Source organism: Segniliparus rugosus ATCC BAA-974, from assembly GCF_000185725.2.
GTDB lineage: Bacteria > Actinomycetota > Actinomycetes > Mycobacteriales > Mycobacteriaceae > Segniliparus > Segniliparus rugosus.
In genome coordinates this window covers 25,522-38,159 of the sequence record NZ_KI391953.1, presented here as the reverse complement: position 1 = coordinate 38,159, position 12,638 = coordinate 25,522, and the positions used below count along the sequence as shown (strand labels likewise).

9 protein-coding genes and 1 pseudogene are annotated in these 12,638 nt (G+C 70.2%); all 10 read left to right on the top strand.

The window, feature by feature from the left end:
* The first annotated feature begins 57 nt into the window (after positions 1–57).
* Positions 58–1,761 (top strand): LCP family protein, encoded by a 1,704-nt coding sequence (locus HMPREF9336_RS00125; RefSeq protein ID WP_007472502.1) that lies wholly within the window; start codon positions 58–60, stop codon positions 1,759–1,761.
* Between the two features lie 108 nt (positions 1,762–1,869).
* Entirely contained in the window at positions 1,870–2,520 is a 651-nt protein-coding gene (locus HMPREF9336_RS00120; protein ID WP_007472504.1) for a phosphate signaling complex PhoU family protein, read from the top strand.
* A gap of 103 nt (positions 2,521–2,623) precedes the next feature.
* Positions 2,624–3,175, top strand: coding sequence for a PadR family transcriptional regulator (locus tag HMPREF9336_RS00115; RefSeq protein WP_007472506.1), 552 nt, complete (start codon positions 2,624–2,626; stop codon positions 3,173–3,175).
* A gap of 69 nt (positions 3,176–3,244) precedes the next feature.
* Positions 3,245–5,431: a S9 family peptidase gene (locus HMPREF9336_RS00110; protein WP_040584498.1), complete on the top strand. Its 2,187-nt coding sequence runs from the start codon at positions 3,245–3,247 to the stop codon at positions 5,429–5,431.
* Positions 5,432–5,462: 31 nt separating this feature from the next.
* Positions 5,463–6,158 (top strand): glycosyltransferase family 2 protein, encoded by a 696-nt coding sequence (locus HMPREF9336_RS00105; protein ID WP_007472510.1) that lies wholly within the window; start codon positions 5,463–5,465, stop codon positions 6,156–6,158.
* Between the two features lie 5 nt (positions 6,159–6,163).
* Positions 6,164–6,610, top strand: coding sequence for a DUF2304 domain-containing protein (locus HMPREF9336_RS00100; RefSeq protein WP_007472511.1), 447 nt, complete (start codon positions 6,164–6,166; stop codon positions 6,608–6,610).
* Positions 6,607–7,827, top strand: a complete 1,221-nt coding sequence (gene pgfA / locus HMPREF9336_RS00095) for a cell envelope lipid trafficking protein PgfA (protein WP_007472513.1) — start codon at positions 6,607–6,609, stop codon at positions 7,825–7,827. Before HMPREF9336_RS00100 ends, pgfA begins: the two co-directional genes overlap by 4 nt.
* A gap of 22 nt (positions 7,828–7,849) precedes the next feature.
* A complete protein-coding gene (locus HMPREF9336_RS00090) occupies positions 7,850–9,565 on the top strand; it encodes an MmpA family trehalose lipid delivery protein (RefSeq protein WP_482822336.1) in 1,716 nt (571 codons plus the stop codon).
* Positions 9,553–10,422, top strand: coding sequence for an HpcH/HpaI aldolase/citrate lyase family protein (locus tag HMPREF9336_RS00085; protein ID WP_007472517.1), 870 nt, complete (start codon positions 9,553–9,555; stop codon positions 10,420–10,422). Before HMPREF9336_RS00090 ends, HMPREF9336_RS00085 begins: the two co-directional genes overlap by 13 nt.
* Positions 10,419–12,541 (top strand): annotated as a pseudogene (locus HMPREF9336_RS00080) (RecQ family ATP-dependent DNA helicase). Before HMPREF9336_RS00085 ends, HMPREF9336_RS00080 begins: the two are co-directional and overlap by 4 nt.
* The last annotated feature ends 97 nt before the right edge of the window (positions 12,542–12,638 follow it).

The following is a 12,638-nucleotide window of genomic DNA, read 5'->3' as shown; positions in this document are numbered from 1 at the left end:
GGCAGCAGGTTGAGGATTCCAGACCTTTCCGAGGAGACGACTAGGCGCCGTCTCGCGATGAAGGCTGCGCGGACCAACCGGATCGAGCCGACCGAATCCCCGTCCACGGCCCATGGCCGACTGCCCTTCTCGATCCTCCGCCCGCCGAGCGGCAGGGCGAAGCTTCCAGGGGCCCCGCGCAAGCGGGCAAGGTGGGAGGCGGGATCCCGGCTTGTCGCACGGGCGGCGGTGGTGCTGCTCGCGGTGTCCGTCCTCGCGGCCACGGGGGCGTTTTGGGGCATATCCAGGGGCGCGATCCAGGGCAAAGGCGTGCTGGCGCTTCTGCTGAACGATCCGAACATCAAGCACCCCGAGGAGCAGAAGGGCGACGAGAACTTCCTGCTCATCGGCGCGGACACGCGTGAGGGCGACAATGGCAAGCTGGGAGCCGGGGACGCCAACGATGTGGAAGGCTCCCGCTCGGACACCATCATCTTGGTGAACATCCCGGCGAGCCGGGCCCGCGTCGTCGCCGTCTCCTTCCCGCGCGACCTGCAGATCGACCGCCCGGCGTGCGCGAAGTGGAACTCGACGACCGGGCAGTACTCCACGCAGGTCCAGCCGGCCGAGACGCACGCGAAAATCAACAGCGCGTACATGTATGGCGGGCCGCAGTGCCTGGTCAAGGTGGTCCAGAAGCTTTCGGGCTTGCAGGTCAACCACTTCATCGGCGAGGACTTCGAAGGCTTCGCCGACATGGTGGACGCGGTCGGCGGGGTCGAGGTCTGCTCCACCAAGCCGCTCTACGACGACGAGCTCGGCACAGTCCTTGAGAAGGCGGGCAAACAGACGCTCGACGGCCAGCAGGCCCTGCAGTACGTCCGGGCGCGCCAGATCGAGGCCGAGGGCACCGGGGACTACGGCAGGATCAAGCGCCAGCAGAAGTTCATCTCCTCCCTCCTGCGCGGCATGCTCAGCCAGAAAGTCCTCGCGAATCCCGCGAGGCTGCGCGACCTCCTCCAAGCCTTCACCAAACGGGCGGTGATGGCCGGGGTGAAAATGGAGGACCTGCTCAAGCTCGCGGAGTCGATGCAGAGCATCCAGACCAACAAGGTCACCTTCATCACGATCCCGACCACCGGCACGTCCGAGGACGGGATGAACAACGAGGTCCCCAACGACGACGGCGTGCGCGCGATCTTCGACGCCATCATCTACGACAAACCGCTGCCGGGGGAGGGCGGCGCGAAAGCGTCTTCGACCTCAGTGGTGACGCCGTGGACGGTGGACACCACCACGACGGCCAGGACGACCACTGCCACCAGCAGCAGCACGCCGCCCGCGCCGCCGCCCGAGACGCAGCCGGCCGAAGGGGCGAAGGCGGTGAGCGTGAAAGGTTTCACCGTCCAAGTCGTCGCGCCCAGCTCGACTATCTTGTACAAAGTGGTCCAGGCCCTCTCGAAACAGGGCTTCAAGGTCGACATGACGTCGAGCGGGGTGGCGCATTCGGACACGGTCGCGACCATCGCCCGGTTCTCCCCGGCGAGCAGGGACGCGGCGGCCACAGTGGCCTCCTCGGTGCCGGGCACGCTCATCGAGCTGGGCTCGACCCCGAACGCCGACGTCGAGCTGGTGATCGGGGCGAGCGGCGAGATCCCCGCCATCGCAGCCCCCGCCCAGCCCGGAGCCCCCATCGTGGTCAGCGAAGTCAAAGCGGTGGACGGCGTGGTCGTGCTCCCGGAGAACCTGACGGTGACCAACGGGGCCGACACCACGTGCTGAGGGCGGCCCCCTTCGCGAGCCTGGCGCTTTAGAGCGCTGACCTGGAATTCATGTCGAGTTCACCAGGGCTCGGAGGTGATCATGAATCGTTGGGCGTATTGTGGAGTAATGCGGGCGGTTTTCCACGAGCAGCTGAGCGACCTGACAGGTCAGCTCGGTCTCACGTGTGAGCTGACCGGGGAGGCGATGCGCCAGGCCACGCAAGCGCTGCTGTCTGCGGATCTCGTCCTTGCCGAGACCGCGATCAGCAAAGACGACGAGATATCGGCGCTCTCGAAGGACAGCGAAGAGCGGGCGTTCGCCCTGCTCGCGGCGGGGCCGGCGGAAGAGGATCTGCGGGCGGCGGTCGGCCAGATGCAGGTCGTCGTTGACCTGCGCAGAATGGGGGCGCTCGCCCGGCACGTCGGCAACGTGGCCCGCAGGCGGCATCCGCTGCACGCGGTGCCGGTGGAGGTCCACCGCCAATTCGCGCAGATGGGCGAGATCGCGGTCGCGCTCTCCTCCGCCGCGCGGCAGGCGCTGCTCACCCAGAACCCGGTGGCCGCGGCGAAGCTGCAGGCAGAGGACGACGCGATGGACGCGCTGCACGAGCAGCTCTTCTCGCTGCTGCTCGGCTCGGAATGGCAGCACGGGGTGGGCTCTGCGGTGGACGTGGCCCTGCTCGGCAGGTACTACGAGCGGTTCGCCGACCACGCGGTGCAGATCGGCAGGCGGGTGCGCTTCGCGGCGACCGGGATACCCCTCTCCCAAACAGGCTGAGCCGGCGGTTCGCCGCGACCGCCAGGCAGCGCCGCCCGCTAAGGTGGTATGTCCAGGGAGAACGTGTCACCAGGAACGGAGAACTGCGATAGTCGGCCTCAGCATGACGTCGTACCTCGTGTTGGGCACCGTGCAGGAGCTTGGCGAGGCCACGCCGTACGATCTCAAACAAGCGATGAGCCAGTCCACCGGCCATTTCTGGTCCGTGCCGCACGCGATGCTGTACTCCGAGCCCGCCCGGCTCGCGAAAGCCGGCCTGTTGGGCGAGCGTCAGGAGCAGACCGGGCGGCGGCGCAAGCTCTACACCGTCACAGAAGCCGGGGCGGAGGCGTTCGCGGCGTGGCTGGCGGAGCCTCCGGAGACGATGTACGAGCTGCGCGAGCCCGGCATTTTGAAGCTCTTCTTCGGGGCGGACCCGCGCATGGTCGCCAGCGCGCAGTTGCCGAAGTATCAGGCGTGGTTCGAGAAGCTGCAGGAGCAGCGCTCCACGCTCGAGGATGCGGTGCGCGCCGGAGTCGTCGCGCCAGGGCCGCTGCGGGCGCTGCGGGCGGGGGTCGCGTTCGCGGAGCAGTCTATCGCGCTGTGGACGGAACTCCTCGACGATCAGGAGGGCGAAAACGTCGGGGACGGGCAGGAGCGGCAGAGCACCGCGTAGCCGCGCCCGCCGGAGGAGCGCGGAACGTGTTTCGCCGCCCTGCTCCGGCGATCTGCAATGATGGTCGGGATGAACAGCACCGTCCCGCCGCCGCCCGTTCCGAAATCCGTTCCGACCGTTCGCGAGCACCATGGCGACGCGGTGACCGACGAGCTGGCCTGGCTCGGCGACGAGGAGGACCCGGACACGATCGCCTACCTCGAAGCGCAGAACGCGCACACGGAGGCGCTCACCGAGCATCTCGCGCCGCTGCGGCAGAAGATCTTCGAGGAGATCAAGTCCCGGACGCTGGAGACGGACATGTCCGTGGCGAGCCGGGTCGGCGACTGGTGGTATTTCACCCGCACCGAGGAGGGCAAGCAGTACGGCGCGCATTGCCGGGCCCCGATCAGCGGGCCGGACGACTGGACCCCGCCGCAAGTCGCGCCGGGGGAGTCCTTGCCGGGAGAAGCGGTCCTCCTGGACGGGAACGAGCGCGCGCAGGGCCGTGAGTTCTACTCGCTCGGCGCGTACGAGGTGAGCCACGACGGGCGGCTCTTGGCGTTCTCCGAGGACGTGAAGGGCGACGAGCGCTACGACCTGCGGGTCAAAGACCTCGTCACCGGCGACCTGCTCGCCGACGAGATCCCCGGCATCGCGCCGGGCGCGGTCTGGTCCCTGGACGGGCGGCACCTCTTCTATCAGCGGGTGGACGAGGCGTGGCGGCCGGACTCGGTCTGGCGGCACCGCTTGGGGACGGACCCTTCGGACGACGTGCGCGTCTACCACGAGCCGGACGAGCGGTACTGGGTCGGCATGGGCTCCTCGCGCAGCGAGCGCTGGCTCTTCATCGCCTCTTCCTCGAAGGCGACCAGCGAGGTCTGGGCGCTGGACTCCGCCGATCCGACCGGGGAGTTCCGCGTCGTCCTGCCCCGGCAGGAAGGGCTGGAGTACGACGTGGAGCACGCCGTGGTGGACGGCGAGGACTACTTCTTGATCCTGCACAACTACGGCGCGCAGCCAGAGCAAGCGGGGCGGGCCAGAGTCGAGAACGCGGAGAACTTCTTCCTCGCCATCGCGCCTGCCGAGCATCCCAACCGCTGGACGTCGTTGATCTACCCCTCCGCCGAAATCCGCCTTGAGGGCATTGACGCTTTCGCGGATCACTGGGCGTTGAGCTATCGCCGCGACGGGCTGCCCAGGGTGGCGGTCCGCAAGCTGGACTCCGAGAGAACCGACCCACTGCCACCCGCGCTGGACGGCGATCTCGCGGCGGCGGGGTTCGAGGAGTTGGAGTTCGACGAGGAGTTGGTCAGCGTGGGCCTCGGCGGGAATCCGGAATGGGCCTCGCCCCGGCTGCGCTTCGGGCGGAACTCGTTCACCAGGCCCGCGCAGGTCTACGACCTCGACGTCCCGACCGGCGAGCGGATCCTGCTCAAAACCCAGCCGGTGCTCGGCGACTTCGACCCCGACCGCTACGAGGCGTACCGGCTGTGGGCTGCGGCAGAGGACGGCGCGCGGGTGCCGATCTCCGTGGTGCGCAAGAAAGGCGTGGCGAAGCCCGCGCCGACCCTGTTGTACGGGTACGGGGCGTACGAGTCGAGCGTGGACCCTGGGTTCTCCGTGGCGCGGCTCTCGCTGCTGGACCGGGGCGTCGTGTTCGCGGTCGCGCACGTGCGCGGCGGCGGAGAGCTGGGCCGACAATGGTACGAGCAGGGCAGGTTCGCCGCGAAGCCGAACACGTTCACCGATTTCGTCGCGTGCGCGAAAGCGTTGATCGACCAGGGCGAGGCCGTCGCCGAGCGGCTGGTCGCCGAGGGCGGCAGCGCGGGCGGCTGGCTGGTGGGGGCGGCGGCGAACCTCGCGCCCGAGCTGTTCGCGGGCGTCCTCGCGGTGGTGCCGTTCGTCGACCCGCTCACCACGATCCTCGACCCCAGCCTGCCGCTGACGGTGACCGAGTGGGAGGAGTGGGGGAACCCGCTGGAGGACAAGGCGGTCTACGACTACATGAAGGCGTACTCCCCGTACGAGAACGTCGAGGCGAAGGCGTATCCGAGGATCCTCGCGATCTGCTCGCTCAACGACACCAGGGTGCGGTTCACCGAGCCCGCGAAATGGGTGGCGCGCCTGCAGCGGGCCACGACGAGCGGGGAGCCGGTGCTGCTCAAGACCGAGATGAACGCCGGGCACGGCGGGCGCTCCGGCCGGTACGAGCGGTGGAAAGAGGCCGCCTTCGAGGAGGCGTGGATTTTGGACGTGCTGCGCGCGCAGGCGTGAGCGGGCAGGTCGTGCGGTTAGAGTGGGAACTATGAGCAACCAGGACGACGCCTGGCTCGTCATCCCGGTGTACAACGAAGGCTCCGTCATCCGGGAGGTGGTGGACCAGGCGCTCGCGGTCTTCCCCAACATCGTCTGCGTGGACGACGGGAGCCGGGACGACACCTCGGCCCAGATCGGGCGGACCGGGGCGCACCTCGTGCGCCATCCGGTGAACCTCGGCCAGGGCGCGGCGATCCAGACCGGGGTCGAGTACGCCAGGGCCCAGCCGGGCGCGGCATACTTCGTCACCTTCGACGCGGACGGCCAGCATCGGACCGACGACGCGGCGCGGATGGTCGAACGGCTCCGCCGCGAGCCGGTGGACCTCGTGATCGGCAGCCGCTTTTTGGCCGAGGAGTCCCGCAAACGGGTGCCTCTGGTCAAACGCCTCCTGCTCCCGGTCATCGCCTCGGTCAGCCCGGAGGGGCGCAGGCTCAAGCTCACCGACGCGCACAACGGCTTGCGCGCCTTCAACCGGGTCGTCGCCGACCAGCTCGACATCCTCCAGAATGGGATGGGCCACGCCTCGGAGTTCATCAAGCTCGCGGTCGCCTACCGGTGGCGGGTCGCCGAGGAGCCGGTCGTCATTCTGTACACGGATTATTCCAAGGCCAAGGGCCAGTCCCTGCTCAACGGCGTGAACATCCTGATCGACAACGCGCTGCGGCCTGCGAGAGGAAGGTGACGGCCATGGTTGTCGCGCAGCTGCCGATCAAACTCGTGCTGCTCGCCGCGGGCGGGGTGATCGCCTTCTACCTCGCCAGGGCGCGCGGCACGGCGAGGGCTTCTGCGGCGGTGAAACTGCTGTTCCTCGGCTTCCTCGCGTTCGGGACGTGGGCCGTGCTGCGCCCGGACGACGTGTCCGCGCTCGCCCGGCTGCTCGGCGTCGGCGCGGGCATGAACCTCCTCTTGTACGCGCTCGTCGTCGCGTTCGCCTTCACCACGGTTTCGACGTATCTGAGGTTCAAAGAGCTCGAGGGCCGCTACGTCTCGCTCGCGCGGGTCATCGCCCTGTCCGGGGCCTCTGCGCCGCAGACTCGTGGGTCTGCGCCGGAACCGGTTGCCGAAACCGGTAAGATCGGCGGGTTGGCACGCCGGCAACCCGGAGAAGACGAACGAGAGAACACCACCGCATGACGCAGCAGACGCAGCCCGGAAAGGCTCCGATCCTTCTTCCCCTCGCGCTCATCGCGCTGGGGGCCGCGCTGATCGCCATCGCGGTCCTCGTGCCGTTCTACAGCGAGGACGAGTTGGTCAAGGCCTCCCTCGGGGAGCGGATCACGCTCGTGTCCCCGGCGCAGAGCGCGGGGCAGGACGCGCCGGGCATCGACCAGGAGTTCCCCGCGCAGGTCATCGACCGGTGCTCGGTCGGCGACGGGTCTCCGAAGGCGGCCGTCCTCTCGGCGAAGGCGACGATCCGGACGTATGTGACCGTCGAGGAGCCGTCGACGGAGAACACGGTCACCTACCAGGCGGGGACGAGCGTGCTGGTCTCCGAGGTCAAGGCGCGGGGCGACGGCCAGCCCAAGACCCTGACCCCTGTCGCGTTGCAGCGCCCGGCCCCCGGAGCCCCGGAGCCGAAGCTTCCCTGGTCGGACGGCCAGTGCGACAACGGCCTCCTGCTGGCCACCGTCGACCGGGTGACGGTCGGCAGGCATAACGGGCTGCCTGTCGCGAAGGGGCTCTCCGAAGTGCAGGTGGAGCCCGAGCAGCAAGCGCGCCTGCTGCCGAACCGGTCCGGGCAGCAGTACCGGTTCCCGTTCGACACCAGCAGCAAAGGCCAGTACCAGTACTTCGACCTGACCACAGGCTCGGCGTTCCCTGCGACCTACGTGGAGAACACCGAGATCTCGGACATCAAGACGCTGCACTTCCGCGTCGACATCCCAGAGACCGACCTCGCGCTGGTGAACGCGCCCGCAGGGGTCGACGAGGGCAAGCTGACGCTGCCGCCCGGCACCGCGCTGACCAAGCCGCTCGACTGGTGGAACATCCCGAACGTTTCGGGCAAGCAGGACCAGACCATGCACCGCTTCTACAAGAACGGCGTCGACCTGTACGTGGACCCGGACAGCGGCGTGATCGTCCGCGAGCGCCAAGACATGCACCAGTACTTCGCGATGCCCTTCTCGGCCCGCGAGGCGGCGAGCCCGGACCTGAAGGCGTTCACGCTGACGATTTTCTCCGGCGTGTTCGACTACGACCCGCAAACCGTGGAGGCGACGGTCAAGCAGGCCAAGTCCTACCGCGACGACATCGCCCTCTTGGGCCGGACCATCCCCATCGGCTCGGCGGTGCTGGGGCTCGTCCTCCTGGCCGGCGGCGGCGTCATCTACTACAGGCTCACCCGTTAACAAGCTCGTCGGCCTCTGGTCGCTGGCGCTGAGCCTGCTGACGCTCGGCCCGCTCTTGGGCGCGGGGCATTGGCTGTGGGCCGACGCGGTCAGCGTCCCCCGCTCTTACCTGGTCGACCAGGCTTTCGGACTCGCCGACGCTGCTCCTCGGGCGACTCCGCAGGACGCCGCGCTCGCCGCGCTGTCGGGCGTGGTGGACGGCGGGCTCCTGGTGAAAGCGATCACCCTGCTCGCGCTCGTGGCGGCGGGAACAGGGGGAGCCCGCTTGGCGCGGTGCTTCCTTCCCGGATCGCACGCGGGCGTCCAGCTGGTCGCGGCCACATTCGCGATCGACAATCTCTGGGTCGCCGAGCGGCTGCTGCAAGGCCAGTGGAGCCTGCTCGTCGGCTACGGCGCGTTAGGGCACGTGGCGGTCGTGGCCGCGCGGCTGCGGGAGCAGTCCGCCTTGTCGGGCTGGGCGGAGCTCGGCTTTTGGCTCGCAGCGGGGGGATTGGTCCCGACCGGCGCGCTGTTCGTCCTGGCCTTGGCGGGACTGACGCTCGCGATTCCGGGCGGGAGCCGCTGGTTGCCGCGCATGGCCGCGCTCGCCGGGTTGGCGGCCGTCGCGGCGGGCCCGTGGCTCGCGGCCGGCCTGTTCGGGTTGTCGCGCGGCGAACTCGGGGACGGAGCTTCGGCGGGAGCGGCGGCGTTCGCGGCCCGCCTGGACCAAGCGGGCTGGCTGGCGCTCGGCGGGATTTGGAACGCGCAATCGGTCCCAGGCTCGCAGCTCGGCGCGTTCGGCTTGATCGCCAACCTCGTTGTGGCGGCGCTCGTTGCGGCGGGGGCGTTTGTGCTTCGGGACCGGCTGCGCGAGGACCGCGTGTTCGGATCGCTCTTCGCGCTCGGGCTCGTCGCGGTGGTCTTCGTCGGGCTCTCGGCGACCGGAGCGGCCCAAGGGGCGTTGGAAGCGGCGATGACCAGAGTCCCGGCGCTCGGGATCCTGCGGGACGGACAGAAATGGGCCGCGCTGGCCTGGCCCTCGTACGCGCTCGCCCTCGCCGCGCTCGCCGCGCGGTGCAAGCCCGGCTCGTTGTTGCTGGTCCCGGCGGTCCTGCTGCTGGTCCCGGACGCGCTGTGGGGCGCGGGCGGGCGGCTCGGCACGGTCCGGTACCCCCAAGGCTGGTTCGAGGTGCGGGAGGCGGTCTCGGCGGACCAGGCGCACGGGGCCTTGCTCACCTTGCCGGTGGGGATCACCCGGCAGTACGCCTGGGCCGGGCGGCCACAGCATGGCGCCTCATCCGTCGGCGGGCCGGTGAGCATCGACCCGGCTCCCCGGCTGCTGCCGGTCCCCGTCGCGCAGAGCGGCGATTTGCTGGTGGACGGGGCCGTCGTGCCGGGGGAGGGGCTCGCTCGCCAGGCGGGCGGCGGCGGATCTGCGGGCCGGGGCCTCGCCGGAGCGGTTCGCCGAGGACTCGATCGGCTGGGTGCTCCTCGAACGCGACCAGCTCGGCTCCTTGCCGCCCAAGGCGCAGGCGGCGCTCGGCAGGTTCGAGCTCGTGCGCTCGGGTCCGGATTTCGCGCTGTACCGGAATCCGGCGACCCCGTGGCCGGTTCCCGAGGTCGCCGGGGCACGACGGCAACTGGTGGTTTTCGCCCATCTCGCGTGGGCGGGGCTGCTCGTCCTTGGAGCTCTGGGCGCGCTCTGGCGACGGCGTGCGGTCGGACGATGCCAGTAGCATGGGCTTCATGGTGCGGATAGCGTCCGAGGCCTCGCGCTCGTGGCTTTTGGTGAACGGCGGGCGGGAGGAGGCGTTCGCGCCCGCGCTCGCCAGCGCGGCGGACGAGGTCGTCTTGGACTTGGAGGACGCGGTCGCGCCCGACGAGAAGGAGCGCGCCCGCCGCGCCGTTGCGGCGTTCCTCGCTGCGGGGAACAAGGTGTGGGTGCGGATCAACGACGCGTCGAGCGAGTTCTGGTCGGCGGATTGCCGCGAGCTTGCCGCCTCGCCTGGTCTGAAAGGGGTCGTGCTCGCGAAGACGGAGGGCGGGAACCATCTGTGGGACACCGCCGCCCGGCTCGGCGGGGAAACGCCGATCATCGCGCTGATCGAGACCGCGCGCGGCTTGTCGCGGGTGCACGACATCGCGGGCGCGCGCCCATGCTTCCGGATCGCGTTCGGGGTGAACGACTACACCCTCGACATCGGGGTCGCGAACGATCCGCTCGCGCTGGCCTACAGCCGCTCGCAACTGGTCGTCGCCTCGCGCGCGGCGCATCTTCCCGGCCCGATCGACGGGCCGGCCCGCACGGCGGACGAGCTGGCGGAGGCGGTGGCGCTCGCCAAGCAGATGGGCATGACCGGCAAGCTCGCCCTTGACCCCGCCCACGCGCCGGCCGTCAACGAGGGGCTCAGCCCGGCGCGGGCGGAGATCCAGTGGGCGGAGCAGTTCGTCATGGAGTTCGCCAAGCGCGGCGGGAAGCCCGCGAACGGGAGCGATCTGCCCCGGCTGCACCGTGCCGAGGCGCTGCTCGCGAAGGCGGCGGCGCTCGGCCTGCGCGAGCAGCGCCCCGTCGGCTCCGGGCCGTTGTCGGACCCTCCTGGCAGGATGGGGGCATGACGCAAGCCACGAAGAGCGCGTCCGCCGCGACGCTGCGGGACGAGGCGCAGGCCGCGCTGCGGGCGCTGGTGGGCAGGGACGACGCGACGCTGCGCGAGGACCAGTGGACCGCGATCAAAGCGCTCGTGGAGGACCGTCGCAGAGCGCTGGTGGTGCAGCGGACGGGATGGGGCAAGTCGGCGGTGTACTTCGTCGCGACTGCCCTCTTGCGGGCGCGGGGGCCGGGCCGACGGTCATCGTCTCCCCGCTCCTCGCGCTGATGCGCAACCAGATCGAGGCCGCGTCCCGCGCCGGGATCGCCGCGCTCACGGTGAACTCCACGAACACCGACGAATGGGGCCTCATCCACGCCCAGGTGCGAGCCGGGGAGGCGGACGTGCTGCTCGTCTCGCCGGAACGGCTGAACAACCCCGGTTTCCGGGACGAGGTGCTGCCCTCCCTCGCGGCGGACGCGGGGCTCGTGGTGATCGACGAGGCGCATTGCATCTCCGACTGGGGGCACGACTTCCGCCCGGACTACCGGCGGATCCGCACGCTGCTCACGGACTTGCCCGAGGGCGTGCCGGTGCTGGCCACCACCGCGACCGCGAACGCCCGAGTCACCGCCGACGTCGCCGAACAGCTCGGCGGCGACGACCGCGCGGACGTCCTCGTGCTGCGCGGAGCGTTGGACCGGGAGTCGCTGCACCTCGGCGTGCTCAACCTGCCCGACCACTCGGCGCGGCTCGCCTGGCTCGCCGCGCGGCTGCGCTCGCTGCCCGGCTCTGGCATCGTCTACTGCCTCACGGTCGCCGCGGCCGAGCAGGTCGCCGACCATTTGCGCGAGGCGGGCTACGCCGCCCTGGCCTACTCGGGCCAGACCGACCCCGCCGAGCGCGAGGCCATCGAACGGGATCTGTTGGCGAACCGCGTCAAAGCCGTCGTCGCCACCTCCGCGCTCGGCATGGGGTTCGACAAACCAGACCTGGGGTTCGTGGTCCATTTCGGGGCCCCGCAGTCGCCGGTCGCGTACTACCAGCAGGTGGGCCGCGCGGGACGAGGGGTGGACAAGGCCTCGGTGGTGCTGCTGCCGGGGGCCGAGGACAAGGACGTGTGGCGGTATTTCGGCTCGCTCGGCTTTCCGCCGGAGAGCGATGTGCGCACTGTGCTCGACACGCTGGCCGAAACGGAGAAACCGCTGTCCATCGCCCAATTGGAGACGGCGGTCGGCCTGCGCAGGGGCCGTCTGGAGACCATGCTGAAAGTGCTGGACGTCGACGGGGCGGTGCGCAAGGTGCAGGGCGGCTGGTCGGGCACCGGCGCGGCGTGGCGCTACGACCGCGAGCGGTACGCGAGGGTGGCCGAGACGAGGGCGGTCGAGCAGCGGCTCATGCTCGACTACCAGGCCACGAAGCGATGCCGGATGCGGTTCTTGCGCGAGGCGCTGGACGACGAGGTGACGGCGGATTGCGGACGGTGCGACAACTGCGGCGGATTGGACATCGCCCCGGCCCCTTCGACGGACGAGGTCGAAGCCGCCCGCGCGCATCTGCGCCGACCCGGCGTGGCGCTTGAGCCGCGCAAGCAGTGGGCGACCGGCGTCGCGGGCCTGAAGGGGCGCATCTCGGCGGACGAGCAGGCCGGGCCGGGCCGCGCGGTCGCGAGACTGGACGGCGTGGGATGGGGGCCGCAGCTGCGCGAGCTGCTCGCGGCCGGCAGGCCAGACGGGGAGCTGCCGGTGCCGTTGCGCTACCCCATGGCCGAGGTGCTCAAGGATTGGTTCGCCGCCGCTGGGTCGAACGCCGCCGCGCCGGATTGCGTGGTGTACGTCGATTCCACGACACGTCCGCAGCTGCTCGCGCACCTGGCGGCGGGCGCGGGCAAGGTGCTCGGCGTGCCGGTCGCCGGGCGGCTCGCCCCGACCTCGCCGCCAGGCTCGCACGAGGTGAACTCCTCGTTCCGGTTGCGCGCCGTCGCGCAGCGTTTCACAGTGGAGCTTTCCGGGCAACTGGGGAGACGGGTGCTGCTGGTGGACGATTGGTCGGATTCCGGGTGGACGCTCGCGGTGGCCGCGCGCCTCGTGCGGCAGGCAGGCGCGGAGGAAGTCGTGCCGTTCGTCCTCGCTGTGGGGCCTGCCTGACGGGAAGCGCCGCGTTTCGGCCGACCTGGCTGGGATAAGCCTCGCCGTGAAAAACATTGGAGCCCGACCAGCGGACTGGTCGGGCTCCAATGTCCAG

Excerpts from the sequence above, each read along its gene's own strand:
- HMPREF9336_RS00115 (WP_007472506.1), top strand. The coding sequence starts at position 2,624 with ATGACGTCGTACCTCGTGTTGGGCACCGTGCAGGAGCTTGGCGAGGCC.
- HMPREF9336_RS00110 (WP_040584498.1), top strand. The coding sequence starts at position 3,245 with ATGAACAGCACCGTCCCGCCGCCGCCCGTTCCGAAATCCGTTCCGACC.
- HMPREF9336_RS00120 (WP_007472504.1), top strand. The coding sequence starts at position 1,870 with ATGCGGGCGGTTTTCCACGAGCAGCTGAGCGACCTGACAGGTCAGCTC.
- HMPREF9336_RS00085 (WP_007472517.1), top strand. The coding sequence starts at position 9,553 with ATGGTGCGGATAGCGTCCGAGGCCTCGCGCTCGTGGCTTTTGGTGAAC.
- HMPREF9336_RS00100 (WP_007472511.1), top strand. The coding sequence starts at position 6,164 with ATGGTTGTCGCGCAGCTGCCGATCAAACTCGTGCTGCTCGCCGCGGGC.
- HMPREF9336_RS00125 (WP_007472502.1), top strand. The coding sequence starts at position 58 with ATGAAGGCTGCGCGGACCAACCGGATCGAGCCGACCGAATCCCCGTCC.
- pgfA (WP_007472513.1), top strand. The coding sequence starts at position 6,607 with ATGACGCAGCAGACGCAGCCCGGAAAGGCTCCGATCCTTCTTCCCCTC.
- HMPREF9336_RS00105 (WP_007472510.1), top strand. The coding sequence starts at position 5,463 with ATGAGCAACCAGGACGACGCCTGGCTCGTCATCCCGGTGTACAACGAA.